The organism is Fodinicola feengrottensis, from assembly GCF_039530045.1.
GTDB lineage: Bacteria > Actinomycetota > Actinomycetes > Mycobacteriales > HKI-0501 > Fodinicola > Fodinicola feengrottensis.
Genome location: NZ_BAAANY010000005.1, coordinates 89,966 through 116,000, shown reverse-complemented (window position 1 = coordinate 116,000; position 26,035 = coordinate 89,966). Strand labels below are relative to the sequence as shown.

Annotated in this window: 22 protein-coding genes; 8 read left to right on the top strand and 14 right to left on the bottom strand. The window is 66.4% G+C overall.

From position 1 onward, the window contains the following. Positions 1–3: 3 nt before the first annotated feature. Genes ABD301_RS06725 through ABD301_RS06685 form a run of 9 tightly spaced genes read right to left on the bottom strand, consistent with a single transcriptional unit; the run spans position 4 to position 8,836 of the window. Positions 4–651 carry a VirB8/TrbF family protein gene (locus ABD301_RS06725; protein ID WP_163570251.1) on the bottom strand — a complete coding sequence of 216 codons (648 nt, stop codon included), beginning with the start codon at positions 649–651 and terminating at the stop codon, positions 4–6. Then, positions 651–1,880 (bottom strand): MlaD family protein, encoded by a 1,230-nt coding sequence (locus ABD301_RS06720; protein WP_163570252.1) that lies wholly within the window; start codon positions 1,878–1,880, stop codon positions 651–653. Before ABD301_RS06720 ends, ABD301_RS06725 begins: the two co-directional genes overlap by 1 nt. Beyond that, positions 1,877–2,929 carry an MCE family protein gene (locus ABD301_RS06715; protein WP_344308147.1) on the bottom strand — a complete coding sequence of 351 codons (1,053 nt, stop codon included), beginning with the start codon at positions 2,927–2,929 and terminating at the stop codon, positions 1,877–1,879. The genes ABD301_RS06720 and ABD301_RS06715 overlap by 4 nt, the downstream gene beginning before the upstream one ends. Further along, entirely contained in the window at positions 2,926–4,020 is a 1,095-nt protein-coding gene (locus tag ABD301_RS06710) for an MCE family protein (protein ID WP_344308145.1), read from the bottom strand. The genes ABD301_RS06715 and ABD301_RS06710 overlap by 4 nt, the downstream gene beginning before the upstream one ends. Further along, the gene (locus ABD301_RS06705) at positions 4,017–5,021 is read right to left on the bottom strand and encodes an MCE family protein (protein WP_344308143.1); all 1,005 of its coding nucleotides are present in this window, start codon (positions 5,019–5,021) and stop codon (positions 4,017–4,019) included. Before ABD301_RS06705 ends, ABD301_RS06710 begins: the two co-directional genes overlap by 4 nt. Continuing rightward, complete coding sequence (locus ABD301_RS06700; protein ID WP_344308141.1) at positions 5,018–6,022, bottom strand: MCE family protein; 1,005 nt, start codon at positions 6,020–6,022, stop codon at positions 5,018–5,020. Before ABD301_RS06700 ends, ABD301_RS06705 begins: the two co-directional genes overlap by 4 nt. Next, on the bottom strand, positions 6,019–7,263 hold the full coding sequence (locus ABD301_RS06695) for an MCE family protein (protein WP_344308139.1): 1,245 nt from the start codon (positions 7,261–7,263) through the stop codon (positions 6,019–6,021). Before ABD301_RS06695 ends, ABD301_RS06700 begins: the two co-directional genes overlap by 4 nt. Further along, on the bottom strand, positions 7,260–8,117 hold the full coding sequence (locus tag ABD301_RS06690; RefSeq protein WP_163570265.1) for an MlaE family ABC transporter permease: 858 nt from the start codon (positions 8,115–8,117) through the stop codon (positions 7,260–7,262). Before ABD301_RS06690 ends, ABD301_RS06695 begins: the two co-directional genes overlap by 4 nt. Next, complete coding sequence (locus ABD301_RS06685; RefSeq protein ID WP_163570302.1) at positions 8,117–8,836, bottom strand: ABC transporter permease; 720 nt, start codon at positions 8,834–8,836, stop codon at positions 8,117–8,119. Before ABD301_RS06685 ends, ABD301_RS06690 begins: the two co-directional genes overlap by 1 nt. 290 nt (positions 8,837–9,126) lie before the next feature. Between ABD301_RS06685 and ABD301_RS06680 the strand changes: the two genes are divergently transcribed. Genes ABD301_RS06680 through ABD301_RS06665 form a run of 4 tightly spaced genes read left to right on the top strand, consistent with a single transcriptional unit; the run spans position 9,127 to position 13,698 of the window. Continuing rightward, entirely contained in the window at positions 9,127–10,032 is a 906-nt protein-coding gene (locus tag ABD301_RS06680; protein WP_344308134.1) for a metal-dependent hydrolase, read from the top strand. A 5-nt stretch (positions 10,033–10,037) separates the two neighbouring features. Then, complete coding sequence (locus tag ABD301_RS06675; RefSeq protein ID WP_163570267.1) at positions 10,038–11,093, top strand: PDR/VanB family oxidoreductase; 1,056 nt, start codon at positions 10,038–10,040, stop codon at positions 11,091–11,093. Beyond that, positions 11,093–11,956, top strand: coding sequence for a M24 family metallopeptidase (locus ABD301_RS06670; RefSeq protein WP_344308131.1), 864 nt, complete (start codon positions 11,093–11,095; stop codon positions 11,954–11,956). The genes ABD301_RS06675 and ABD301_RS06670 overlap by 1 nt, the downstream gene beginning before the upstream one ends. Next, the gene (locus ABD301_RS06665; protein ID WP_344308129.1) at positions 11,953–13,698 is read left to right on the top strand and encodes an SDR family oxidoreductase; all 1,746 of its coding nucleotides are present in this window, start codon (positions 11,953–11,955) and stop codon (positions 13,696–13,698) included. Before ABD301_RS06670 ends, ABD301_RS06665 begins: the two co-directional genes overlap by 4 nt. A 73-nt stretch (positions 13,699–13,771) precedes the next feature. On the opposite strand, the gene ABD301_RS06660 is transcribed toward ABD301_RS06665, so the two are convergent. After that, a complete protein-coding gene (locus ABD301_RS06660) occupies positions 13,772–14,344 on the bottom strand; it encodes a WHG domain-containing protein (RefSeq protein WP_163570268.1) in 573 nt (190 codons plus the stop codon). A gap of 86 nt (positions 14,345–14,430) precedes the next feature. Between ABD301_RS06660 and ABD301_RS06655 the strand changes: the two genes are divergently transcribed. Together ABD301_RS06655 and thrS are read left to right on the top strand one after the other, a co-directional pair. After that, a complete protein-coding gene (locus tag ABD301_RS06655) occupies positions 14,431–14,883 on the top strand; it encodes an anthrone oxygenase family protein (protein WP_344308127.1) in 453 nt (150 codons plus the stop codon). Between the two features lie 96 nt (positions 14,884–14,979). Next, positions 14,980–16,965 (top strand): threonine--tRNA ligase, encoded by a 1,986-nt coding sequence (gene thrS, locus ABD301_RS06650; RefSeq protein ID WP_344308125.1) that lies wholly within the window; start codon positions 14,980–14,982, stop codon positions 16,963–16,965. Positions 16,966–17,039: 74 nt separating this feature from the next. Here the strand turns inward: thrS and ABD301_RS06645 are convergent, their stop codons facing one another. Continuing rightward, positions 17,040–18,233 (bottom strand): serine hydrolase domain-containing protein, encoded by a 1,194-nt coding sequence (locus ABD301_RS06645; protein WP_344308123.1) that lies wholly within the window; start codon positions 18,231–18,233, stop codon positions 17,040–17,042. Further along, a complete protein-coding gene (locus ABD301_RS06640; protein WP_344308121.1) occupies positions 18,230–18,778 on the bottom strand; it encodes a 3'-5' exonuclease in 549 nt (182 codons plus the stop codon). Before ABD301_RS06640 ends, ABD301_RS06645 begins: the two co-directional genes overlap by 4 nt. A gap of 479 nt (positions 18,779–19,257) precedes the next feature. Between ABD301_RS06640 and ABD301_RS06635 the strand changes: the two genes are divergently transcribed. Together ABD301_RS06635 and ABD301_RS06630 are read left to right on the top strand one after the other, a co-directional pair. Further along, entirely contained in the window at positions 19,258–19,800 is a 543-nt protein-coding gene (locus ABD301_RS06635) for an HIT family protein (protein WP_344308119.1), read from the top strand. Positions 19,801–19,813: 13 nt separating this feature from the next. Next, positions 19,814–23,170: a HEAT repeat domain-containing protein gene (locus ABD301_RS06630; protein ID WP_344308117.1), complete on the top strand. Its 3,357-nt coding sequence runs from the start codon at positions 19,814–19,816 to the stop codon at positions 23,168–23,170. On the opposite strand, the gene ABD301_RS06625 is transcribed toward ABD301_RS06630, so the two are convergent. Both ABD301_RS06625 and ABD301_RS06620 read right to left on the bottom strand, forming a co-directional pair. After that, a complete protein-coding gene (locus ABD301_RS06625; RefSeq protein WP_344308115.1) occupies positions 23,171–24,043 on the bottom strand; it encodes a polysaccharide deacetylase family protein in 873 nt (290 codons plus the stop codon). 109 nt (positions 24,044–24,152) lie between these two features. After that, positions 24,153–25,664, bottom strand: a complete 1,512-nt coding sequence (locus ABD301_RS06620) for a CehA/McbA family metallohydrolase (RefSeq protein ID WP_163570278.1) — start codon at positions 25,662–25,664, stop codon at positions 24,153–24,155. Positions 25,665–26,035: the final 371 nt, after the last annotated feature.

Below are 26,035 nucleotides of genomic sequence, written 5' to 3'. Positions count from 1 at the left end.
CTTCTACAGGAGCGCTACGTCGGAGATTTGCCAGTGATTGTTGGTTTTGACGAGGACCATTTGCATGCGGTTGCGGTCGACCCGTGGCTGCGGGCTGTTGGTGTTGGTGATCTGCTGGTCGACGAAAAGGACCACTACCACCCGGTCGCTGGTGCCCTCCGAAACGCCGGCGCGTACGACGGTGCCTTTCGAGGTGGCGTGATATTGCTGGATGAGTTTGGTGAGATTCTGGCTGACCTTCGCATACTGCTGGGCGAACTGACCGGTTGAGTTCGCGGTGATCTTCTTGAAGTTCCCGGAAAGCGACCGATAGTCGTAGGTCGACAGGTCGGTCGCGTACGTACGGGCGGCGGCCAGCGCGCTTGCCTCGGCCTTGGTGACGGCCGTCTGTTTGTAGCTCTGCCAGCCAAAGTATCCGGCCACCGCGGCGATCGCCACGATCAGGACGACAACACCGGCGGTGCGTAGGCTGAAGGACGGCCGCATGCCACGCAGAAGTCGCCGAAAGGCCTGGCCGACACTGATCTCCTCGACCTTCTCCGCCGGCTTCTGCGCTTCTTCCGGCGGGGTCTCGGACTCTTCCGGCCGTGGCTTGGGCGACGGGCGCCGGGCGGCCTTGTCGGACTTGGTCACCGAGACGGTCTGGGACATCACTGCACTCCTTGCAACAGAATCGCGGACCAGGACTGGGATCCGTACGCGGACGCCTGGCCGCCGTTCGTGCCGAGCCGGAACTGCTGGCCGGTCGGATCGGTGGCGTTGCCGGTGGCCGGGTCATATGTTCCGGTGGTCCGGCGCTGCGGGCTGGGGACGTTTTGCGAGCCGCGCTGCTGCAGATCCGGCAGCGTGGAATTACAGAGATAGTTGGGTTGCACCGGGCGTACGGACGTGTCCGTCGGTGTCCGGCGCGGGGTGTTGTAATAGCAGACCGGCCCCTGCGCGGCCAGCAGACTGAAAAACGCGGTGTCGCCGTGAGCGATGCCGCCGACCCTGGTGAAGGTGTCCGGCAGCGAGATCAGCAACTCGTTGATGGCCGCCGTACGGATGCTGATGATCTGGCTGGTCGTCACGGTGTTACCCAACAGCGTGGTGAACGACTCCTGATTGTCCTGCAGCAGTGGGACAAGTTGGTTGGCGACGCCGGTGCCCTGGTCGAGCAGGTTGCCGATCTCGTTGCTGTGACTGCGTACTTGGCTGGTCAACCCCTGCAACGCCGAGGTCAGCGCCGGCAGGTCCACCGAGCCCGGGTTGGCCGGATTGAGCAGGCTGTTGGTGTTTCCGATCAGCTGCAGGAGTTGTGGTTGGTACGTCTGGACACTCCGCAGCAGCGCGACCAGATTGTCCAGCAGGTGACGCAGATCCGGTCCCATGCCGGACAAGCCTGTGGAGAGCTCGTTCGTCAGGGTCGCGACATCGTGGGTGTTGATGCTGTCGGCGAACGTCATCAGGTGCACCAGCAGTGTTTCCAGCGGCAGCGGGGTGCTGATCCGGTTGCCCTGAATGACGCTGCCATTGGCCAAATAGGGCGCGTTTGTGTTCTGTGGCTGCAGATCGACGTGCTGAATGTCAATGGGTGTGTCCATGTCGATCACCGCGCGGGCATTGGCCGGGATGTGCTGGGTGGCGTCGATGCTCAGTACCGCGGCGACTCCGGCGTCGTCCTGGTTGAGGCCGACCGACTGGACGATGCCGACCCGGGCACCGCGATAGGTAACCAGCGACTGCGGTACCAAGCCGGAGGCGTCGGCCATCCGTATGGTCACCTGGATCGTGCCGCGCAACGCGGTGACCCCGAAAAGCTGGACGCCCACGTACGCCGTGCAGATCGCGCCGAGCAGGGTGAAAATCACCAGCCGGACGACGGGGGAGCGACGATTCACCGGACACCTCCGCTCAGCAGTTGCCCGACGCCGCCGGTCGGCGGCGCGTTTGTCGCGGTGCTGGGGGCGATCCGCGAACCGCCGGTGATCAGCGACTCCAGAGTCCCGGACACCGAAAGGTCCGCGTCCATTGTCAAGTAGTCACCGGGAATGCTTCCTTCCAACAGGTGCTGGAAAGTCTGCAGTGACATCAGCGTCGAGCCGAGTTCGGAGTCGAAGCCAGCCAGTGCGGTCAACACCGGGCGCAACTGCCGGGCGCGCTCGACCAGACCAGCGCTGGTTTGTGAGAGCAGGCCGGTGGTGGTCTTCGACAACTGGGTGATGCTCGTCAGCAGGGTGAGAAAATCGGTGCGCTGACTGAGAAGCACGTCCAGGGCCGGCGTGATATGGGTTAACGCGGCCTGCAGGGCGGCCTGGTTTTGTGCCCCCAGGGCGGCGAAACTGTTCAACGCGCTGATCGTCCGGTTGATGTCATTGCGATGCGCGTCCAGCGATCGCAGCAGGCTGTCCAGCTGTCCGAGCAGATTTCGCACCTGTTGCTCGTGTCCAGCCAGCGCCCGGTTGGTCTCGGTGACGATGGTTTGCACCTGATCCAATCCGCTGCCGGACATCAGCGCGCCGACCGCGGCCAGGGTGTTCTCCACGTCCGGCGCGCGGGCGGTGTCCGCGAGGCCGATCACCGCCGCATTGGCGAGGAATCCGCGGTCCGCCTTGTCGGGCGGGACCAGCAGCACATATTCCTCACCCAGCACCGAAGTCAGCTCCAGCCGGGCGGTGGTGCCGACCGGCAGTTGGGTGCCGACATCGATCCGCATGTGTACGACGGCTTGAAACTTCCGTGCCTGCAGGGAGGTCACCCGGCCGACGACGGCCTGGCCGATCCGAACCTGCCCGCCCAGCGGAAGCTGCGCCGCGTCAGTGAAAATCGCGGTCAGATCGTACGAAGGGCCTTCGCCGCCACGGCCAATCGGCAGGTTCTGGAAACTGAGGCCACAGCCGCTCAGCAGCACTGCGGCGACCGCCAGCAGGGCACCGACGCGGAGTCTCATCCGCCACCTCCGGGGTAGCCGCCGGAAGGCTCGAGGGGGTTGGAGAGGTTGGGCGGGAACGGGATCGGATTCACCAGACCGGCTCCACTGCACAGCGGTACGGGCAGTTTTTCACACAGCTGGCGGGTGGCGTCGAACTGGGTCAGTACGGTGGAGATGTCCAGCCGTACGCGCAACCGCCCGTCCGGGCCGACCGCGCGGCCCAGGTTGTCCGACATCAAAGGCAAAGTGTCCAGGATCTCGGCTAGATCCTGTTGGTGGCTGACCAGGGTGCCGGTGACTTGGTTCAGCCGGGTCAGGTCTGCGCCGAGCGCACTTCCGTGTGCTTTCACCAAAGCAGCCACCTGGGTCAGCACAGTCGCCAGTTGTCCCAGCGCCGCGCTGATATCTGCGCGTTCGGCGTTCAGGTCGCCGGCCAGCCCGGTCACTGTGGTGGTCAGCGTGGTGATATCCGAGCGGTGATTGGCGAGCAACTGCACCAGCTGGTTGAGGCTGGTGACCAGTCCGGCCACCTCGGTGCTGTCACTGACCAGCACTCCACTTGCTTGCGTGAGGTTCTGCACAGCCGTACGGAAAGGGCCGCCGTTGCCCTGCAGAGCCGTGGCCGCGCTGTGCAAAGCGGCGCCGAGCGAGCCGGTTTTGTTGAGACCGTTGGGTCCGAGGCCGGCGAGCAGGGTGTCCAGCGACTGCACCAGCTCGGTCCATTTGATCGGTGAATGCGTACGGGTGGCCGGGATCAACGCGCCTGGACTCAGCATCGTGCCGCTGGTGTAGGCGGGGGTGAATTCGACGGTGTGGTCCGCGATGACGGACGGCGTGGTGACCCAGGCCTGGGCGTTCGCCGGGATCTGGGTGTCGCGCGGCAACGACATGTAGACGCGTACCACCGAGCCGCGTGGCTCCACCGAGGTCACCCGGCCGATCGGTACGCCCAGGATCGCCACTTTGCTGCCGGCGAAAACCCCGTCAGCGTGGGCGAAATCAGCTGCCACGGTCAGCGTTGGATCGGGTCGCAGCAGCACATATCCGCCACCGAGCACCACGATCAGTGCGGCGATGACGGCTCCGATCCGCCAGCCCGTGCTGCTCATCGGCATCCCTTCACCAGCGCCGAAACGCACAGCAGGTTGTCCGGAAGTGGCCCGGCCGGGCCAGAAACATCGCCCCATGGGCCGTTTCCGGTGGCGTTGGTGAGATATCTGGTCATCGGCGCGAGCTGGGTCAGAGTTGCGCCGAGCGCCTGGTCGTTCTGGGCCAGCAAAGCGGTGATCGAGTGCAGGCGAGTCAGCAGCTGGTTGACCGCCGGGCCGTTTTGGGTGAGGAACTGGCTGACCTGGCCGGTGAGCGCGGTCAGGTCCGCGACCATCGCCCGGATGACCTGCCGGCGCTGGTTGAGCATCTGTGCCACCAGGTTGGCGTCGCCCAGCAGGGTGACCAGCGTGCTTTGCTGCTGCAGCAGGGAATTCGTGACGGTTTGGACGCCGGTCAGCAGCGCGTGTATCTGCCCTTCTCGTTGCGACACGATCGCCGCGACCATGGACACTCCGGTGAGCGTTTGGGTGACGACCGTGTTGTCGGTGGGCGTGACCTCGGTGATGCTCGCCAACATCCGTTGCAGCGCGGGCAGATCCAGTTGGTCCGTGGTGGAGGTGGTGGCCCGGCTGAGATCGTCCAATGTGTACGGCACGGACGTACGGGCGATGGGGATGATGCCGCCGTCCAGGCTGCCGGATCCGCCCGGGACCAACGAAAGATAGCGCCGGCCGAGCAGGGTGGCGACTTTGATGCCGGCGGACGTGCGGTCGCCCAGCGACTGGGCGTGGTCCAGCCGGAAACGCACTTGGACGTGGTCGCCGGCCAACGTCACGCCGGTCACCCGGCCGGCCGCTACCCCGGCCACGTAGACCTGATCGCCGGTGGCGAGCCCGCTCGCGTTCGCGAAATCGGCAGTGTAGTCGCCCGTACGAAGGTAAAACACGACCTGCGGCCCGGCGACCGCGATCACCGCGATAAGGACCAGCGCCAGCGCGCCGATCATGCCGCGGGACATCGCGCTGGAACTTCCAGGGTTTTTCCTGCTGAAAATGCTCATCGACACACCTGCGAACGGGCTCCGGTGACGCTTACCGGTATGGACGCGTTGTCTCCGACGGAGATGCTCAAATTACAAATGTAGACGTTGACCCAGGTGCCGTAGTCGAGCGCACGGCCGACCGTGCCGACCAGGGTTGGCGCGCCTTTCAGGGCCTTGTCCAGAGCGGTCCGGTTGGCGACCACCATGCCAGCGGCGCGGTTGAGCTGGGTGAGGTCGGTGGTGGCCGGCGGCCGCAACTGGGTCACCAGCCCGGAAAGTGAGCCGGCCAGCGCCGCGGTGCCGTCGATTGCGGCGGCGATTTGCTGCCGGTCACCAGCGGCCGCGGCCGCCAGCGATCCGAGCCCGGTCAGCAGGGCACGGAAATTCTGCTGGTTGCGGGTCATCGTGTCGAGCACGGCATCCAGGTTCGTCAGTACGGCACCGATGACCTGGTCGCGGCTGGCGAGGTTCGCGGTCACCGCCACGAGTTTGTTCAGCAGGTCGGCGATAGTGCCGGACTGTCCTTGAAGGACGGTGACGATCTCGGACGCCAGCTGGTTGACCTGCTGGGGGTTGATCGCGTCGAAGAGCGGCTTGAATCCGTTCAGCAGCGCGGTCAGGTCCAGGGCCGGCCGGGTCCGGGAGATCGGGATCGTGTCTCCGGGATTCAGGACACCCGCGCTGTGGCCGCTGCCCGGGGTGACCGCGAGATAGCGTCCGCCAGCCAGGTCGGCGTACCGGATAATTGCGTTCGCGTTGGCTGGCAGTTGCTGGTCATCGGTGACCGCGAAGGTGACCACCGCCTGCGTGTTCTGAAGGCTGACCGAGTCGACCCGGCCGACCCGTACGCCCGCGATGAGCACGTCACTGCCCGGCACCAGCCCTTGCGCGTCACTGAAAACGGCGTGGTATTCACCGCTCGGCCCGGACAGCGGCTGGGCCAGCGTGTTGATCACCAGCACGGTGGCCAGGACGGATACCAGCAGGAACAACGAAAGTTTGATGGCGGTCCTGATCACGGCGTCACCACCTGGGTGCCGCGCAGGATCGGCCCTGCCAGCAGGTCCAGCAAGCCGGTGGTATTTGCCTGGCCGGCCGAGTTCGGATCAAGCAGGTCAGGGAAAAGAGCGCCGATGGTGTTCTGCTCCTGCCCGCTGCCGACCGGCCCGGAGGTGCCTCCGGCTGGCTGGCTGCCTGGCGGTGGCATCAGGACGGTCCCGCCCTTCGGTACGGCCGCACCGCAGTTCGGCCCGGAGAGTCCCGGATAGCGCGGGCAGTCGGCCGCGGTGTAGGCGGCTGGCGGCGGAAAGATGATCGGCGCCTGCAGTTTCAGCCGCCCGCTGCTGAAAACCTGGCTTCCCTTGTTCAGGAAGGTGTGCAGGTCGGTGAGCGTACGGCTGATCTGGCCGGGCTGAGAGGCCAGTGCGTCCAGCGGTGGACCGGTCAGTCGTACCAGCTGGATAATCCGACTGGAGTTGTTTCCCAGCAACTGGTTCGACTGCTGCGCGAGCGAGGTGCCGGCGCCGAGCAGTGACCGCAGGCTTTGCTGTTTGGCCACGATGGTCTCGGAGATGGACACCGCGTCGTCGAGAGCGTGGAAAGCGTCCGGTGCGCTGGACGACAGTTGCTCGCTCAGGGTCGCCAATGCCCGCAGATTTGGTCCTACAGACCGCAAAGCTGGCTGTAGCTGATGGGTCAGGATGTCTAGCTCGGCGATCGTGGTGCCCAGGTCGCCACCGCGCCCCCGCAGGACTTCGGCCACCGCGCTCAAAGCGGCGTCCAGCTGAGCCGGCTGCAGTTGGGACAGCAGGTCATAGATTCGGTTGAAGGCTTGGTAAAGCTGGATGGTCTCGGACGACATGTCCGCTCGCAGGACACTGCCGTCCCGCAGCTCGCCCTGCGCGCCGCTCGGCGGGGTCACCAGATCCACGTACGCCTGACCGAAAACAGTCCGCGGCAGCAGCCGCACTTGCACATTGCCCGGTATGGCGTCCACATCGGACGGATGCACCCGGATCACCAGCCGTGACGTCTCGGCGCCGGCCTGGACGGCGAGCAGCGTGCCCACGACCACCCCGTGGTGCTGAACCGACGAAAGTGGCGCGATCGAACCGCCGACGGACGGCACGGTCGCGGTGACCACCGGATCGGTGTTGAAGGCGCCGGTGCTGTTGACCACCAGAAGGACGGCGGCGGCCAACAAAACGGTGAGGGCGACCGCGCCGCGCAGGGCGAGGCTGCCGCGTCCGGGCCCGCTCATCCGGAGCCTCCGACTCCGGGCAGCGTCGGGCGCAGCCCCCAGAAAGTCAGTGTCAGCAGGACATCCACCAGCATGATCAGCACGATGCTGGTACGCAGTGCCCGCCCAGCCGCCTTGCCGACGCCGGCTGGTCCGCCGCTCGCGGTGTAGCCGTAATAGCAGTGCACGAGCGTCACGACGATCGCGAGGACCAGTGCCTTGATCAGCGAGAAGACCACGTCTTTTGGCGTCAGCAGCAGGTGGAAGTAGTAGTCGTACGTGCCCGATGACTGGCCGGACAGGAAAACCACGGCGAAACCGGTGGCCACGTACGAGCCGAAAAGCCCAATGAGGTAGAGCGGAATGACCGCCACGAAGGCGGCCAACATCCGTGTGGTGACAAGGAAAGGCAGCGACGGCACCGCCATCGACTCCAGCGCGTCCACCTCGTCGCCGATTCGCATCGCGCCGAGCTGCGCGGTGAATCCGGTGCCGACCTTGGCGGCCAGCGCGATGCTCGCGACCACCGGCGCGATCTCGCGGGTGTTCGCCAACGCTGCCACCAAACCGGTGATGGGGGACAGGCCGATGAGGTCGAGGCCCTGGTAGCCGCCCAGACCGACCTGAGTGCTGGCAACGAAAGACATCGCGAAGATGACCCCGACAGTGCCGCCGCCGGCCAGCAGCGAGCCGGATCCGAAGCTGATGTCCGCGACCAGGCCAGCCACCACTTTGGTGTAGCGGCGGACGGTTCGCGGGATGGCGACCAGTGCTCGTACGTAGAAAGTGAACTGCGCCCCGACCATCGCGAGCGCGTCGACGATCCGCTGATAGCCGCGCACCAGCACGTTGCCGACGACGTACGGGCCGGCCATCAGTACGCCCCTCGGGCCGGTACCAGGATCGGGTAGAGCTCGGTCATCGCCGTGTTGGCGATGAAAACCAGAATGAACGACAGCACGACCGATTCGTTGACCGCGTCGCCGACGCCCTGCGGCCCGCCTTTGCAGGTAAGTCCTTTGTAGCTGGCGACAATCGCCGCGATCACCGCGAAAACCGCTGCCTTCACCTCGGCGAGCACGAAGTCGGCGGGTCGCGCGTACTGCGTCAGGGTGGCGAGGAAACTGCCGGCCGTGCCGTGCAGGATTTCGACGTGGAAGATCAGGGTGGCGCCGATGCCGACGGCCATTACCACACCATCGAGCAGCACGGTGACCACGATGGCGGCGAAAACCCGGGGGAGCACTAGGCGCTCGATCGGCGAGATGCCCATGACTTCCAGGGCGTCGGTTTCCTCGCGGATTTTCCGGGCGCCGAGGTCGGAACAGATCGCCGAGCCGCCGACCCCGGAAATCATCAACGCGCACACCAAAGGCGCGGCCTGCCCGATGATCACGAAGGCGACCACCGCTCCGCTGTAGCGTTCGGCGCCAATCTGACTGGCGAAAGACCCGACGGTGATCGCCACCGCGACCCCCAGCGGGATCATCACGAGGATGGACGGCAGGCTGGTCACCGCCGCCAGGAACCACGTTTGCTCCAGGCATTCCTGCCACGCGATCTTGCGCTTTCGCACGGCCCGGCCGGCCGCCATCGCGGTCTCCACGGCGAAGCCCAGCAACAGCCCCACCTCGGCGGCGGCGCTCGCCAGCGGCCCGCGTGCCAGCGACGGCGGTGCGACCACGGGCGACCCCTCGATGCTCTTGGTGTTGCGCGACAGTGGTGGGCGTCACATGCTCTGGTGCGGGACCTTACCCATGAGTCACATGCCGGTCGATAGGTTTGCCGAAATTTCTATCAGGGTTATCTACTCTTGAGTAAGTTAAGAATGCATGCAACACTGAGTACCAGATAATCCTCGGGTGACGGCTGGAGGCGACCACCGTGACTGCGTACGAGCACGACGACATCGCGCCACAGAATCTGGTCCTGCAGCCTCGGGACGTGCATTTCGACTGGTCAGAGCTGCCGATGCACTGGGTGCCGGACGAGCCGATGGCCACTCACGTGATGAATGTGCTGCATCTGCTGCTGCCTGAGGGCGAGCGTTGGTTCGTCCGGCTCTTCCAGGAGGTCGTGCCGCGGATCCACGACGACACGCTGCGCGAGCAGGTGCTCGGGTTCATCGGCCAGGAGGCCGTGCACGCGGAGGCGCACAGCGAGGTGCTTGACCACCTGCTGGCGAAGGGCCTGGACCCGCGGCCGTTCACCCAGCGCGCCGAGTGGATCTTCCGCCGGATGCTGGGTGACCGGGAGGGTCTGAGCGGCAAGGCCGCCGAGCAGTATCTGCTGGAGCGGGTCGCGATCGTGGCGGCGATCGAGCACTTCACCGCGCACATGGGTCACTGGATGCTCAATGCGAAGGCTTTGGATGAGGCCGGCATTGATCCGACCATGCTCGATCTGCTGCGCTGGCACGCCGCCGAGGAGGTCGAGCACCGCGCGGTGGCGTACGACCTGGCGCGCCATCTTGACCGTCGATATATGCGACGCGCCCGCGCGATGATCGTGGTGGCGCCGCTGATGGGCGTGATCTGGTTGCGTGGCACGCGTTTCATGATCGCGAACGACCCGGAACTGAGAGGTCTGCCCGCTCCTGACCGTAAACGCAAGATTGGTTGGCGGGCCCTGCGCCGAGCCGGCAAACGCGGGTTGTTGCCTCGCCCACGTGAGCTCGGTGGCGCCGCACTGACTTATCTGAAGCCGAAATTCCATCCCAGCCAGGAGTATTCGACCAGTCAGGCAGTGGCGTATCTGGCGTCGTCGCAGGCCGCCCGGGCCGCGCACTGACCGCGATGGATCCGACCGCCACGATCCCGGACCGGATGCCGCCGGACCAGTTCCTCGCCTTCATGACCGGCTTCACCGACCGCTACATGCGGGGGCTTCGGTTCCTCAGCAGCGGCCGGCCAGCATCCGGTGGGACAGCCGCTGACCTGCGACTACGGGTCGAGTCCCGGACGGTGGAGGCCGAGGACGTGGTCAGCCTGCGGTTGGCGCGTACGCACGGCGGCCCGTTGCCGGCCTGGCAGCCCGGCTGCCATCTCGACGTGGTGTTGCCGTCCGGTCTGCGTCGGCAGTATTCGCTTTGCGGCGACCCGGCGGACCGTTCCTCGTACCGCATCGCGGTCCGCCGGCTGCCGTCCGGCGGCGGTGGCTCGGTCGAAATTCATCAGCTGCAACCTGGAAGCATGCTGACCGTACGCGGTCCGCGCAACGCGTTTCCTTTCGTTGCCGCGGAATCCGTGCTGCTGGTTGCCGGCGGCATCGGCATCACGCCGATGCTGTCGATGGCCTGGGAAGCCGCTCGGCGCGGGCTGGACTGGCGGATGGTGTACGCCGGACGATCTCGCGACTCCATGCCATTCCTTGCGGAGTTGGAAAATCTTGACGCCACTCGGGTTTTTGTCCGTCCTGACGACGAATACGGCCTGCCGGTCGCCGACGATGTGCTGAAGTCCGCGGTGGCCGGTGGCAGCATCTACTGCTGCGGGCCGGCGCCGTTGCTTTCGCTCGTACGCGCCGGATTCGCCGACACCGGCGCCAGGCAGCTGCATTTCGAGCGGTTCGCGGCTCCGCCGGTGATCGACGGCCAGCCGCTGGAGGTTGAGCTGCGCCGCAGCGGCCAGGTGGTGTCGGTGCCGGCCGACCGCTCGGTGTTGGCCGCGATCCGGGACGTACGGCCAGCCGTCGCGTATTCGTGCCAACAAGGTTTTTGCGGGACTTGTAAGGTGAAAGTCCTTTCCGGCGCGATCGATCACCGGGACCGCCGGCTGACCGACGCGCAACGAGCCGCTGGCGAGATGTTGATCTGCGTGTCGCGCGGCGAGAATTTGGTGGTGGACCTGTGATGGCATTCGACTACAGCGAGCGCGATATCGAGCGTTTTCGAGAGGCGCAACAGCTCGCGTACGCATGTGCGCAGAAGGTCGCTGACTGGCTGGAGCCCGGCGTCACTGAGCGGCAGGCGGCCGGCAAACTCAAGCACGAGCTGATCGCCGGTGGCGTCCAGGATTTCTTCCATGTGCCGTTCGCGTGGTTCGGGGACCGGACGGCTTTTCGGCACTTTCGCAGCCCGCTGGATTTCTTCGCCAGCGGGCGCAAACTCCGTGAGGGCATGCCTTTCGTGCTGGACTGCGCGCCGGTGCTGGACGGCTACACCGCGGACATCGGCTATGGCGGTCGGGTCGGCGCGAACCCGATCTGGGACCAACTTTTCCGGGACCTGAGCGAATATCGTTCGCTGATCCTGGAGAGTGTACGCAACCGCCAGCCGTTGAACGACATCTACGCCGACGTGGACGCACTGATCGTCAAACACGGCTACGACAACCGCCATCGGGTTTATCCGGGTCGGGTCATCGGCCACCAGGTCACCCGGATCAAAGCGGCCGGCCCGCAGGGCGTGACGTTCGCCGGTTTTGGCGTACGAACGATCCAAACGCTGGGCCGTGAGTTGATTTCCGAGCGGTTGCACGGACGTTCGCCACTGTGGGCCGACGGGCGGTCGTCCCGGCACACCCCGACACCGGGGCTGTGGGCGGTCGAGCCGCACATTGGTTTCGGTGATGTGGGGATCAAATTCGAGGAACTCCTGGTCGTCACCGACGATCCGGACAACCCCGCCTACTGGCTGGATGATGACCTGCCGCATGTGCGCCGGTGGGCCGAGATGAGCCCGCAGTTGATCGATGTGAGGGAAGGTGCGGCGTGAGGGCTGAGTCGAGCACGGTGGTGTCGGGTGACGTCCGGCTGGCGGTCTGGGAGTCAGGGGACCGTACGAAGCCAACTGTCCTTCTCGTACACGGATATCCAGACACCCACGCGGTATGGGACGGGGTGGTCAGCGAGCTGTCCGAGCGATTCCACGTCGTCACCTATGACGTACGCGGCGCCGGCGCCTCTGAGCCGCCCCAAGGCCGCGGCGGCTACCAACTGGACCAGCTGGCGAGAGATTTCTTCGCTGTCGCCGACGCGGTCAGTCCCGACAAGCCCGTCCACGTTGTCGCCCATGACTGGGGTTCGATCCAATCGTGGGAGGCGGTGACCGAGCCCGACGCGCATCGGCGGATCGCGTCGTACACGTCGATTTCCGGGCCCTGCCTGGATCACGTCGGCGAATGGATTCGCTATCGGCTGAGCAACCCGACTCCCCACCACCTCCGCCAGCTGGCGACCCAGCAGCTGCATTCCTGGTATATCGTCGCTTTCCACCTCCCGGCCCTCGCGCCGCTCGTGTGGCGACTCGGACTTTCCGCTCGTTGGGGCAAAGTCCTGCGGACCTTGGAAGGCGTGAAGACGACCGCTGGGCATCCGGCTGCGACGCTGTCTAGTGACGCGATTCGCGGCATCTCGCTTTATCGGGCCAACATGCGCCCTCGGCTGCAGAATCCGCGGCCCCGCAGTACCGAGGTGCCGGTGCAGGTCATCAGCCCAACCGGCGACCACTACGTCACCGCGGCTTTGGCTGAAGGGCTGGAAAGGCACGTATCGCAGCTGTGGCGGCGATCCCTCGCGGCCCGGCACTGGGCACCGCTGACGCACGCGCCGGCGGTGGCCCGGATGGTCGCCGAGCTGGTGGACCACATCGAGGGCGCGCCGGCCGCGCCGGAACTGCGGCGAGCCCGGGTCGGTGGTCCGAAAAAGCGTGCCTTCGACGGCCAGGTCGTGGTGGTGACCGGCGCCGGCAGTGGCATCGGTCGGGCCACCGCGCTGGCTTTCGCCGGTGTGGGCGCGAAAGTCGTCGTCGGTGACATCGATCTCGAAGCGGCCGAACGGACCGCGTTGCTGGCCGGGCTGGTCGGCCCGCCGGCGCACGCGTACGAGGTGAATGTGGCCGACGAGAAGGCCGTCCAGGAATGGGCCACCGAGGTCGCGGCCACCCACGGCGTGCCGGACGTGCTGGTCAACAATGCCGGCATCGGTCATTCGGGGACGTTCCTGCAGACCACCACCGCGGAATGGCAGCGCGTGCTGGATGTCAATCTTTGGGGCGTTATCTACGGTTGCCAGGCTTTTGGCGCGCTGATGGCCGACCGCGGCGAGGGCGGGCACATCGTCAACGTGTCATCGGCCGCCGCGTACCTGCCGTCCAAGATCCTCGCCGCGTACGCGACCAGCAAAGCCGCTGTTTTCATGCTGTCGGACTGTCTGCGGGCCGAACTGGTCACACATGGCATTGGTGTTTCGGCGATCTGCCCCGGCGTGGTCAACACGAACATCACCAAGACCAGTACGTTTTCCGGGGTTTCGGCGGCGGATCAGGACAAACAGCGGGAGCGGGTGTCCCGTGCGTACGCGCGGCGGAATTTCGGCCCTGAGGGCGTGGCGAAGGAGATCGTCCGGGCTGTCTGGCATGGCCGCGCGGTGGTGCCGGTGACGCCGGAGGCCAAGGTGGCGCGGCTGCTGTCTCGACTGTCCCCAGCCATCCTGCGCCGGGCGGCCCGCCTGGGTTAGGCCTGTCCGACCGCGTTGCGGACGACGGCTGCGCGGAAAGTGCCGGCGGGTTGTCGTAGCGAGCGCAGCCCAACTACTGGGGCGGATCCGCCGCGAAACGGACGCCGAGTTCGGCTATCCGGTACGAGCGGTGTTCCGCGCGCATCCGGCCGGCGCGTTCCAGCAGGCTGAGGCCGTGCAAGGCGGCCCAGAACACTTCGGTCACGGTGCCGTCGCCGTTGTCGCCGATCGCTTCCGCCAGTGCGTCGAACCCGGCGCGAAGCTCGGATTCGGTGTCGTCACTGGCGAATCGTGCGTCGATTGGCTGTTGGAACATGGCCTCGTACACAGCGGGATGCTCTCGGCCGAAGTCCAGATAGGCGACGGCGACGGCCTCGATGGCACGCCGTCCGCGCTTGCGGCCGAGTGCCGCACGACACTGTCGGGTCAGATCGACGAAGCCCTCCAGCGCGACCGCCAGCATGATCTCCGACTTTCCGCCGGGAAAGTGGCCATAGAGCACGGGCTGCGTGTATCCGATGGCATCGGCTAGATGTCGAGTTGTCACAGCTGCCCACCCATCGGCATCGGCACGTTTCCGCGCAGCAGCGAGAATGCGACGGTGTCGCTCGTCGCTGCGCTGCTGACGCGCCGTCTGTTCTGCCATCAGCTCTCCTCGGGTGGTCTAAGCAACCACTATCATCCTATCAGTGCTAGAGTTTCTAGCGTTGCTAACTAAGAGAGGAGCTCTTCATGGCATTCGTTCTCGCTGTCACCGCCGCATCCGTCTTTGGCCTCATGGTCGGCGTCGAGTTCGCGGTCGCCTTTGTCATCAACCCGATCATGTTGCGCCTGCCGTTCGGCGCGTCGCTCGTCGCGCGAGCTGACGGTGCGCGCATGTTGGGGCGCGCGATGCCCATCTGGTACGTCGGTTCCCTGATCCTCATCGCCGCCCTCACGGCTGTCACATGGGGCACGCCGAGCGCCGCCGCCGCACTCGTCGCCGCGGTCTTGCTAGCCATCAGCGTCGTCATGTCCGTCGTCTTGCTCGTGCCGATCAGCAAGCGCTCAATCACGTGGACCGCGGAAAGTCATCCCGACGACTGGCGGGAGCAGCAGCAGCGCTGGGATCTGCTCCACTTCGCCCGCGTCGCGATCATCGTCGTGGCCTTCGTGCTCGTCGTTGCCGCGGCGACGATGCTCTGACCCGTGCCAATCGCACAAAGCCCGAAGAGGAGCCGGGCCGGCGGCCCCGATAGCATCGTTGGTGCTGGTAACACCGCCGACATCAGGGAGTTCGCCGTGTCCGTACCCGTACGTCCAGCCGTGTCCACCACCCTCGTGGTGCCGGCCGGCACGACGGCGGCCGCGGCGGTCGAGGCGGCTGGACTGCCCAACTCCGGTCCGAAGGCGATCGTGGTCGTACGGGACGTGGACGGCAGGCTGCGCGACCTGGAATGGGCGCCAGAGGCGGATGCGCAGGTCGAGCCGGTGGCGATTGACACCGACGACGGCCGCGCGGTGCTCCGGCACTCGACCGCGCATGTGATGGCGCAGGCCGTGCAGCAGCTGTACGCCGAGGCTCGGCTCGGCATCGGCCCGCCGATCCGGGACGGCTTCTACTACGACTTCGACGTGCCCAAGCCGTTCACCCCGGAAGACCTCACCGCCATCGAGAAGAAGATGGGCGACATCGTCAAGGCCGGCCAGCGGTTCCACCGCCGGGCGTACGGGTCGCTGGCCGAGGCGAAGGCCGAGTTGGCCGCCGAGCCGTACAAACTCGAGTTGGTTGACCTCAAGTCCGATGTGGACACCTCCGAGGTGATGGAGGTCGGCGGGGGAGAGCTCACCGCGTACGACAACCTCGACCGTAAGACCGGCGACCGGGTGTGGGGCGACCTTTGCCGCGGTCCGCACCTGCCGTCCACCAAACATATTGCGGCCTTCAAGCTGATGCGATCGGCGGCCGCGTACTGGCGGGGCAGCGAGAAGAACCCGCAGCTGCAGCGGATTTACGGCACCGCTTGGGAAAGCCGGGACGCGCAGAAGGCCTATTTGGCGATGCTGGTGGAGGCCGAGAAACGCGACCACCGCAAGCTCGGCACCGAGCTGGATCTGTTCTCGTTCCCGGACGAGATCGGCTCCGGGTTGCCGATCTTCCACCCGCGTGGCGGGATTGTCCGGCGGGAGCTGGAAAACTACTCGCGCGAACGGCACGAGGACTCCGGCTACGAGTTCGTGAACACCCCGCACATCACCAAACGGCACCTTTTCGAGACCTCCGGCCACCTGCCGTACTACGAAGACACCATGTTCCCGCCGATGGACCTCGAGGGCGCGGAATATTTCCTGAAGTCCATGAACTGCCCGATGCACAACCTGGTCTTCCAGTCCCGTGGCCGGTCGTATCGGGAACTTCCGTTGCGGCTGTTCGAATTCGGCACGGTCTACCGGTACGAGAAGTCCGGCGTCGTACACGGCCTCACCCGGGTGCGTGGGCTGACGATGGACGACTCGCATATTTACTGCACCCAAGAGCAGATGCCCGGCGAGTTGCGCAGCCTGCTCGCTTTCGTGCTGGATCTGCTGCGCGACTACGGCCTCGACGACTTCTACCTGGAGTTGTCGACCCGCGGTGAGGGACCGAAATTCCTCGGCTCCGACGAGGAATGGGAAGAGGCGACCGAAACCCTGCGGCAGGCCGCTCTGGATTCCGGGCTGGAGCTGGTTCCGGACCCGGGTGGCGCGGCTTTCTATGGTCCGAAAATCTCGGTGCAGGCGAAGGACGCCCTCGGTCGTACGTGGCAGATGTCGACCATCCAGCTCGATTTCAACCAGCCCAAGCGATTTGAGTTGGAATACCAGGCCGCGGACGGCACCCGGCAGCAGCCGGTGATGATCCACCGGGCGCTTTTTGGCTCTATCGAACGCTTCTTCGGTGTCCTGCTGGAGCACTACGCGGGCGCCTTCCCGCCCTGGCTGTCGCCCGTCCAGGTGGTTGGCATCCCGGTGTCGGACGCGCACGTCGAGCACTTGGAGAAGGTGGCCGCGAAGCTGCGCGAGCACCGGATCCGGATCGAGGTGGACAGCTCGGACGACCGGATGCAGAAGAAGATCCGGACGGCCCAGAAGCAGAAGGTGCCTTACATGCTGATCGCCGGCGACGACGATGTCAGCAAGGACGCGATCAGCTTCCGCTACCGCGACGGCACGCAGAAGAACGGCATCTCCATCGACGACGCGGTCGCCGAGATCGTGGACGCGGTGAAAACCCGCAAACAGGTCTGAGTTTCCTAACTCTCTTAAAAATGCGGAACCTCGTCGGGCACCGGGTGCCCGACGAGGTTCCGCTTTAAAGACGCTCAGTCGTCGATGGCGGCGTACGCCGAGGTCCAGAAGTCCTGCCAGACCGGCGACCTCGGCGGGAAAGTCTGCCGCTGGGTTAACAGAATCCCGGTGAGTTCCTCGACCGGATCGTAATACCACGAGGTGCCGGAGCCGCCGTCCCAGCCGAATCGGCCAGGCCCGCCGGCCAGGTCGGTGCGCTTGGTGGCGATGGAGAGGCCGAAACCCCAGCCGTGGCTTTCCCACCAGCCAGGAACGAAAACGGCGTTCGCTTTCTGAGAGTCGGTCAGCTGGTCGGTGGTCATCAGCTGCACCGACGGTCGGGACAGCAGCCGCCCGCTGGGACAGCGCCCGTGGTTTGCCATCATCTGGCCAAAAGCGTGGTAGTCGTCGAGCGTCGACACCAGGCCGCCGCCGGCGTCCGCGAGGACGGGCGGCTTGCCGAGGGTGGCGGTGTCGTCGATGACGCTCGGCTCGGCGTCGGGTGGTCCACCGTACGCGGTCGCCAGCCGGTCGAGTTTTTCCGTCGGCACACTGAAACTGGTGTCCTTCATGCCCAGCGGTTCGAAGAGGCGCTCGCGCAGGACCGCTTCCAGTGATGTCCCGGCGGCGCGGGCGATCAAGATGCCGAGCAGGGTCGCGCTGACGTTGTAGGTCCATCCTTCGCCGGGCTGGTGGATCAGCGGCAGGGTGCCGACCGCGTCCAGCCAGTCTTGCGAGAGCCGGCCGGCCACTCCCGGCCGAAAGCCCGCGATGTCCTTGTCCACGATGTCTCTTACGATCGGATATCGTTCTGGGGGACCAAAAATGGTGCCCAGTCCGGACCGGAAGGTCAGCAGGTCGCGTATGGTGATCGGCCGGTTCGCCGGCACGGTGTCATCGACCGGACTTTCCAACGACCGCAGCACTCGACGGTCGGCCAGCTCCGGCAGCAGTCGGTCGACCGGCTCGTCCAATCGCAGCGCGCATTCCTCGACCAGGATCATCGCGGCCGCGGCCGCGAGGGGTTTGGTCAACGATGCGATCCGAAAAATCGTGTCTCGCCGGATCGGGTCGGTGCCGCCGAACGCCTTGCTGCCGATCGTGTCGACATGCACCTCGCCGCGCCGACTGACCAGCGTCGCCAGCCCTGGCGCGTACCCGCGTTCGATGTGCCCGGCCAAAACCTTATGCATCCGGTCAAGCCGGAGCGCGGACAGCCCGCCACTCATTGATCCTTGTTCCTTTCCAGCAATGCGGTGAAAACCTGTGCCAACTCGGCCGCGTCCTCGGCGGCGTGATGGGTATGCGGAAGTCCGGTGAGGCTCAGTTTCTTTTTGATGACACTCTTATGCGTACCGGACCAGTCGCACGCGTTCATGCCCATCCAATAGCTGCGCAGGTCGATGCCGGCGCCGCTGCCACCGAACGGGCTTTTGCCAACGAAACGGTGAAAATACCAATGCACGAACATGCCGTCGAACACCGCCGGCGCGGCCAGGAAAACCGGCCGGCCGATCGTACGCAGCCCCTCGATCCACCCGTCCACCGCCGCCATCGCCTCCTGCGCGGTGGGCGCCTCGCGAACCAACCGATCCCGGTCCAGCCCGGAAACCGCCAGCGCGGCCGGCACGAAATCGTCCGAGATCGGCTTGATCTCGGTGTAGAAACTCAGGTCCGGCCGGCCGGCCACGGACATGCCCAGCGAAATCATGCTGTATGGCCCCGGAATCGGCCCGTCCGCCTCGACATCGGTCGCGATGTAAAGCTCTGTCATGAAGACCAATATAACCTGCCTTGAGCGGCGTTTCCCGGTTGTCCACAGCGCGGAAATCCGTCCACAGATTCGCGGCCACCACCGAAGGTGACTGCGGGGCGTGGGTTTGTCGTTTCTCGTGAGCGACGGAGATTCTCGGCGGTATTGCGGTGAATCCAGGCTCGGCGCACGTAACTCGACATTCACGAATCACCGAAGTCACCCTGCGTACGATCGCTGCGTGTTCGGTGGTGCGGATCTGAGCGCTGATCAGAACTGAGGCTGCAGTGACTGGACCGTCGCTGCTTACGCGAAGCGGACGCAGGGTGCGACTGATGGGCACTATTTCGCGGCCGGTCCAACCGAAAAGGTGGCTGACCAGATTCAGGCGCCCCCAAATTGAGGATCTGCCGGGGGACCGACAGTTTTGCGACCTAGCTGGTGGCCGGGAGTGGACCCGGCGTCGGGAGGTGGGGGCGCGGCGCCCGTAGGATCGGGGGATGGGAACGGGACAAGGGCCGGAGCCGACCGAGCAGGCCGGGGTGGGCGAGCCGGACCCGTTCCAGCGAATGTGGACGCCGCATCGGCTGGCGTACGTGTCGGGGCCCGATCGCGGCAACGACTGCCCGTTCTGTGCGGTGCCGGAGTTGCCGGACGCGGACGGATTGGTGCTGGCCAGGGGCAAACTCGTCTACGCAGTCCTTAACCTCTACCCGTACAACCCCGGTCACCTGATGGCGGTGCCCTATCGGCATGTCCCCGACTACACCGACCTGACTGACGGCGAGGTGGCCGAGCTGGCCGACTTCACCCGGACCGCGATGCGGGTCATCCGGGCGGTCAGCAAGCCGCACGGCTTCAATATCGGGATGAACCAGGGCACCGTGGCCGGCGCCGGCATCGCCGAGCACCTCCACCAGCACGTGGTGCCGCGGTGGGGCGGCGACACCAACTTCATGCCGGTCATCGGCCACACCCGGGTGCTTCCGCAGCTGCTCTCGGACACTCGGCAGCTGCTCGCCGACGCCTGGCCGGCGGCGTGATCGGCGTTCGCCGGTGAGCCGCGGGACGGACCTGCTGGCCGAGTGGGAGCCGCTGCCCTTCGGTGAGCGGCAGCGGCGGATCTTGGCCATCGGGCGTGGCCTTGACAAAGCCGAGCTCATCGGGCTGATTGTCGAGCTCAGAGGCCTCAGTGGAAGGTACGAGCGGTTGCTTGCGGCCAGTCTCGCGGCGGCCGCCGGGGCGGTCGACCAACTGGCCTGGGCGGCCCGCGACCAGGACCCGGTGGTGGCGCGATATGCGCTGGCCAAAGCCTTGCCGCTGATCACTGACACGCAACTCGCCGAGTTGCTGCCGCAGTTGCCCATGGCCCAGCATCGCGCGGTCTACCAGGAGTTGCGCCGTGGCCGCCGAACCGCGCTGGCGGACCAGCTGCTGCCGGACGTGCGAGCCCGTTGGGGCGATCGGGAAGGGGCGGCCGTGCTGCCGGCGGCGAGTGCGGCGGCGGTGGCCGACTGGCTGCCGCGGCTCGGCTATGCGATGGGCGGCTGGAGTGCGCTGGCCCGGCAGCATCCCGACGCGGTGCTGAGCTACGCGATCGCCGAGCTGGACGACCTCGACGACACCGGCCGCCAGCGCTGGTGGACCGGTCGCGATCAGCTGATCGCCGCGCTGGTCGACCACCGGCCGGCACTTTTCGTACGGGTGCTGGAAAGCCGGCTGGTCGGCCGGGTGCCACCGGTGGTCATGGCCCGGCTGGGTGGTCTCCTTGGCGCCGATGCCGACGGCGTGGTCCGGCTGCTGACCGGGCAGGGCCGGATCGGATGGTATCGCGGTGATCGCTGGCTGACCCGCTCACAAGCCGACCGGATCGCCGCGCTGGACGATCGACACGTCATCGCCGTCGGCCGAGCCGTACATGCCGCCGACGGCGGTGACCGCGATATTTCCAGGCGGGTGCTGGAAATCATCCGAGCGGTCGCGCCGGGCCGCCGACCATCCATTGTGGACGGGGTGATGGCTGGTACGGAGCCGGCGACCGCGGTGCTCTCGGAGTCCGTGCTCGATCTGCTCCCCCGCGAGCGCCGCCAGCTCGAGGTGCGCCGGATGTTGCGGCTGCGGGGTGTAAGAGCCGATGCCGACTTGACCGCGCGACTGCACGCGTACCTGCCTTTTCCCGAAGCGCGACGAAAACTGGGGCCGTTGACATCGGCTTGGGATGTCGACCAACGGATGCTCGGCTACTGGCTGCTGATCCGCTCCGCCGGACGCACCGGCGATCCGCATGTTTTCGCGGACGCCCTGGATAATCTTGACCGGCTCGGGACTGAGCAGGACCGGGTCAGGCGATGGGTGGTGAGCGCACTCGGGTTGGTGCCGTTGCGGATGTTCACCACAGCCGCGGTCGACGGGCTGACCAAGATCCGGGATAGCGCGGTCAACGCCCGGGACTTGTCCGGTCCGACCTGGCAGCAGTTGGTACGGCTGGCGATCCGGCTGCTGGCCGCTCATCCGGACCGCGGCCAGCGATTGCTCCGCTGGGCGGCGGAAACCGCGACCAGCCGAATCGCCGTCGCCGCCCTGACCGAGCGCTCGGAACTGCACCTGTTGCCGGCCGACCGGGTGCAGCTGATTTTTGACCTGGCGCGGGAGTCATTCGTCGCCTCGCTGGATGGTGATGACGCCGTGCCGGTGCTGAGTTTCGCGGAGGCGTTGGGGGATCGCGGCTGGCAGGTGACCGGCCTGCCAGCACTGGTGGAACGAGTGCTGGGCGTTGGTCAGCGGGAAATGTGCCAGCGGGCGGTCCAGTGGCTGCTGACCTCGCCGAACAATCGTGCCCACTGGCTGGAAAAACTGCTCGACTGGGACCGGTCGGCGCTCGCCGTGCCAGCCGCGCACGGCCGGCCGTCGTTCTTCGACCAGCTGGCCCTGCACCGGCCGGACCTGCTTGGCGAGGTGCTGGCCGGCCAGCCGTTGAGCGGTATTTTAGGCATCACGGAACGAAACTGGGTGCCCATCGCGGCCGAGGCCGCGCAGCGGTGGACGACCAACCAACAGCGTTCATACGCCCGACTGCTCGCGACCGTGGACTTGGAAATCGCCGCGCCGCGGGTGCAGTGGCGGGTCGCGTACGCACGCGTTTGCCTGTCCGTGGGCAGCGAACCGGACGTTCCGCAGTTGCTCAACCACGAGGTGGCCCAGGTGGCGAACGCCGCGTTGGCCGGTCTCGTACGCTCGCGCAAACCGGCCGCCGCCATCCGCCTGCTGGTCGAGCGCATGGACGGTGACCAGGCGGCAGTGGCCGGGCCGGTGCTGGGCCGGTTGGCTCGCTGGGTGCCACCCGAGTCGTTGTCCACGCTCCTGGCCGACTTGTTGCAGAGCGCGCCCAAAGTGACCGCGCGCAAGGAAGCCGCCCGGTTGATCGCCCGGCACCGGGGCCCGGACGCGCTGGCGACGCTGACCGAGGCGTGGCAGCGGCGAAACCAGCACCGGGACGTGAAGACCGCCATCGCGGTGGCGTTGATCGCGTTTCTGGACGACGGGCGGGCCTGGCAGGTGCTGGAGGCTTCGCTCGCGGAGTCGCCCGATGCGGCCGTACGACTGCTGAAAACCGGTCCGGACCAGGTGCCGCCACGCCATCGTGGGCGGTTCGCGCGGCTGCTCACCGGGCTGGCCCGTCATCCGGACGCCCAAGTCGCCGGAGAAGCCTGTGATCATTTGGCGAAGTGGAGCAACGCCGCTCCCGAGGTGGCCGCGGAACTGGCCAGCATCGTCGCCGACCTGGACTGCCCGCAGTGGCCGCGGGCGGTCTTCCCGTTAATTGGCGGCGGTTTGGCCGCCAGTAACGAGTTTTTGTTGCCGTCGCTGATCAACGACCTGGTCACCGCGACCGGCAAGGACATCGACGCGGAACGGGACCGGGACGCGCCGGCCCGGCAGCGGCTCGCCGAGATCGCCGAGCAGTTGCGAGATCCGGCGCACGACTGGTCCTACCCGGAGGGCGTGCTGCGGACCGCGGCGCGGGATTTGCGCACGGACCAGGAGTTCGCCTGGTTGGCGGTCCGGCTGTTGGCGATGGATACCCGGTTCGACGACGAAAGTTGCACCGGGAGCTTGCTGGACATCGCCGAGGTGGCGGCCGGTCGCCCGTTGCTGGTGGCTCGCGCCGTCGCCGAGATCGGAGCGGTTCTGGAGAACTCCCGAATCGACAACGGACGGGTGTTGCTCGCGGTGCACCAGCTGACCAGCCGCGGTGATCTCGCTGGCGGCCTCATCGCGGTGGAACTGCTGAAATCCGTCGGGGAGCGGATCGGTTGGCCGCAGCCAACGCGTTCGTCGCTGCGCTGGTTGCGGCGGCACCCCGACGGGGACGTACGGGCCGCCGCCTGGTCCGTTTTCAGTGCCGTCGAATAGCTATTTCTGGCTCAGCAGATCCGAAAGCGTGACCAGCTGCAGGCCACGCTTGCGCAGCCCCGCGATGATCGCCGGCAAGGCTTTGTCGGTGTCAGGTGCGTTCGCCTCGGTGATGTGCATGACCACGATCGCGCCCGGTTTCGCCTTGGACAGCACGTTGTTCTCGATTGAATTTATGTTGTGGTTGAAGGGATCGTCCGCGACCACACTGTATTGGATGACCGTGCAGCCGGCGGCCGCGATCGACTCCAGTGCGGTTTTGTCGTAACAACCGCCGGGAAAACGGAAATACCGGGTCTGGTGGCCGCCGTACGGCTTGAGAATGTCGAAGGACCGCTCGACGTCGGCGGCCATCTGGTTGGGCGGCAAGGTGCCCAGGTCGTAACACGTCTTGGTGAAACCGCGGTGCGTGTACGAATGGCTGGCGATCTCGAATCGGGAGTCCGCCGCGATGCGCCTGGTGACCGCCGGATACTGCTGCACCCACAGGCTCGCGAGGAAGAACGTGGCCGGCGCGTTGTCCCGGTCGAGCACGTCCAGGACGCGGGTGTTCGCGTACGAGATCTTCGGGTTGCGGGCGAGTTTGGCGAGCATGCCGGCGGTCATGTTCGAGTCGAAGGTGAGCGCGATCCGGTTGCCGGCCGGCGAGCCCTGCGACACCACTTCCGGTAGGCCGCCAGGCGTTACCGCGCCCGGCACGCTCGCCGTCACCGGGATGGTCGGTGCGGCGCCCGGGACCGGCGCGGCAGCCGTGCTCGCGGCCGATGGTTGCTGAGGGGTGGGCGCGGAACAGGCTGCTATCGCGCCTAATAGCAGCACAAAGCCGGCCGCAATGACCGCCGATTTCTTCTCGTATCCCCGTGAAGTTCCCACAGCAAACCAGCATGCCACCTCGCTGGACGGCCCCAGTTCCCGCGGTCATAAGCAGGTATTCCGGTGACCATTTCTTGGCGCAGGAGGGGCCGCTGCCGGGCGTCGGTGATCAGCTCTCGCCGAGGAAGATCGGGTTGGTCATCGCGACCATCGCGTTCGGCTGGGTGGTGTTCGGGCTGCCGGCGGCGCGCCGGACCTCGGCTCGTACCCACCGGGAGTAGCGCGGGTAGGTGGTCCACGTGAGGGTCGCGCTGCCGGCGGCCGGGACTGGCACGGACTGTTCCGGGCCGAGCTGGTCGAAGAGCGTGATGGTGGTGCCGGGAACCCCGCCGACGGTGACGCTGACCGTCACTGGCGTACCAGTGTCCACCGGCACCCGGCCGCCGATCCCGGCTGCGTGGCCGCCGCCGGTCGCGGTGAAGTCGAGGGTCACCGCGGACGACTCGGCCAGCCACGACCGGCCCGCCTTCAGGCCACGCAGCAACGCCTTGCGCTCCAGGCTGTCCGCCTGCACGACGGTATGCGGCAGCCCGACGATGTGCTCCGGGTTGTGCGCGTCGGAGTCGCCGATCGCCGGAATCCACCGGCCGGTACGCAGCAGCCCGTCCCAGTGCGTGACGGTGGCGTCGTCGTCCGCGGTCCACGGCCCGTTCCAGACCTCCATCAGGTCGGCCAGGTCGTAGTTGAACTCGAAAGTGCACCCGAAACAGTTCGCGAACGGATGCGCGGCGGTCACCAGCCCGCCGGCCCGGTGCGTCTGGTCCACGAACCGCCGAAAGTCCGCGGGGTCGGATGCGCGATAGCGCCAGTCAAGCCACGTACCAGCCGGAATGCCGATCGCCGGCCAGTGCCCGGACCGGGTAGTGATCTCCTCGCCGTTCAGGATCAGCAGGTCGTCGGTGGCGTAGTTGCCCCAGATCAGCTGCGAACTGTGCGTGTTGTGGTCGGTCGACACGATGAAGTCGAGGTTGGCCGCACGGGCCGCTGCGACCAGCTGATCAGGCGTACGTCTGCCGTCGGAGTAGACAGTGTGCAGGTGCGAGTCACCGCGATACCAGGACTTGCCGCGCTGCTTCTTGGGCGCGGTGGTCGGCGCCGGATTCGGGTGGAACGACTTGCCCTGCGGCCCGTACGTCAGCGTGATCTCGACCTGGTAGTTCAGCCCCTGCGGGGCGATCGTGTACGGCCCGAGGATGACGTGCCAGGTGCCTGGGGTGATCGGCCCCGCGATGTAGGCCGGCGTCGCGTCCGACGCGGAGATCGTGAACCGGTCCCGGAAACCGCCGGACCAGCCGCGGAAACCACGCTGGTTGCCCAGTTGGATGCCCTCCGGCCCGAACATGCCGATGTCACAGGCATTGCCCCGCGTCCCGGCTGGCACGGTCGGGCGGTCGTACGAGTAGACGACGTCGATCTGGTTCACGCCATGCGGCACCTGGACGGGAAGATAGTAGAAATCCGGGTTGCCGGCCGCGAACGAGCCGTTGACCGTACGCGTCTGCGTCGTCCCGGACGCGGCGTCCGCGAACGCGACACCCGGCAGCAGGTTCACCGCCGCCCCAGCCGTCAGGACCCCACCAGCCCGCAGCAGGTTGCGCCGACTCACGTTCCCAGCAGACATGCATTCCTCCGCATCGATGATCGCCTCGTCCGACGCTAAGCCCGACCGTCGACCAGGGAACCACCAACAGGTGAAATCTGCCCCCATCGTCGGTGGCCTGACCAGGCCAATCACCTCTTTCTCGGGCACCTTCAGGACGGGGTGGGGTGGCGCTGGGGGAGGCATTGGTACGAGCGAATGGGCGGATCCAGGTGAGCCGGCCCTCAGTGAAGGTGGCCGACTGTGGTTTGGAGGTGACGGTCGCGCACGGGTGAGAACGGTGGGTGCGGCAAGTGAGTGGTGCCAGCGTTGGTAAAAATCAACCCCGTGCCCGCGCCCATCGGCCGCCAGGCCGATGTTGTCGCCCCTCCGGCAGGAGCGTCCGCCTTTGA

Excerpts from the sequence above, each read along its gene's own strand:
- ABD301_RS06645 (WP_344308123.1), bottom strand. The coding sequence starts at position 18,233 with ATGAGTGGCGGGCTGTCCGCGCTCCGGCTTGACCGGATGCATAAGGTT.
- ABD301_RS06635 (WP_344308119.1), top strand. The coding sequence starts at position 19,258 with ATGGGAACGGGACAAGGGCCGGAGCCGACCGAGCAGGCCGGGGTGGGC.
- ABD301_RS06685 (WP_163570302.1), bottom strand. The coding sequence starts at position 8,836 with ATGGCGGCCGGCCGGGCCGTGCGAAAGCGCAAGATCGCGTGGCAGGAA.
- ABD301_RS06640 (WP_344308121.1), bottom strand. The coding sequence starts at position 18,778 with ATGACAGAGCTTTACATCGCGACCGATGTCGAGGCGGACGGGCCGATT.
- ABD301_RS06660 (WP_163570268.1), bottom strand. The coding sequence starts at position 14,344 with ATGGCAGAACAGACGGCGCGTCAGCAGCGCAGCGACGAGCGACACCGT.
- ABD301_RS06655 (WP_344308127.1), top strand. The coding sequence starts at position 14,431 with ATGGCATTCGTTCTCGCTGTCACCGCCGCATCCGTCTTTGGCCTCATG.
- ABD301_RS06670 (WP_344308131.1), top strand. The coding sequence starts at position 11,093 with ATGGCATTCGACTACAGCGAGCGCGATATCGAGCGTTTTCGAGAGGCG.
- ABD301_RS06710 (WP_344308145.1), bottom strand. The coding sequence starts at position 4,020 with ATGAGCAGCACGGGCTGGCGGATCGGAGCCGTCATCGCCGCACTGATC.
- ABD301_RS06675 (WP_163570267.1), top strand. The coding sequence starts at position 10,038 with ATGGATCCGACCGCCACGATCCCGGACCGGATGCCGCCGGACCAGTTC.
- ABD301_RS06690 (WP_163570265.1), bottom strand. The coding sequence starts at position 8,117 with ATGGCCGGCCCGTACGTCGTCGGCAACGTGCTGGTGCGCGGCTATCAG.
- ABD301_RS06705 (WP_344308143.1), bottom strand. The coding sequence starts at position 5,021 with ATGAGCATTTTCAGCAGGAAAAACCCTGGAAGTTCCAGCGCGATGTCC.
- ABD301_RS06620 (WP_163570278.1), bottom strand. The coding sequence starts at position 25,664 with ATGTCTGCTGGGAACGTGAGTCGGCGCAACCTGCTGCGGGCTGGTGGG.
- ABD301_RS06695 (WP_344308139.1), bottom strand. The coding sequence starts at position 7,263 with ATGAGCGGGCCCGGACGCGGCAGCCTCGCCCTGCGCGGCGCGGTCGCC.
- ABD301_RS06715 (WP_344308147.1), bottom strand. The coding sequence starts at position 2,929 with ATGAGACTCCGCGTCGGTGCCCTGCTGGCGGTCGCCGCAGTGCTGCTG.
- ABD301_RS06725 (WP_163570251.1), bottom strand. The coding sequence starts at position 651 with ATGTCCCAGACCGTCTCGGTGACCAAGTCCGACAAGGCCGCCCGGCGC.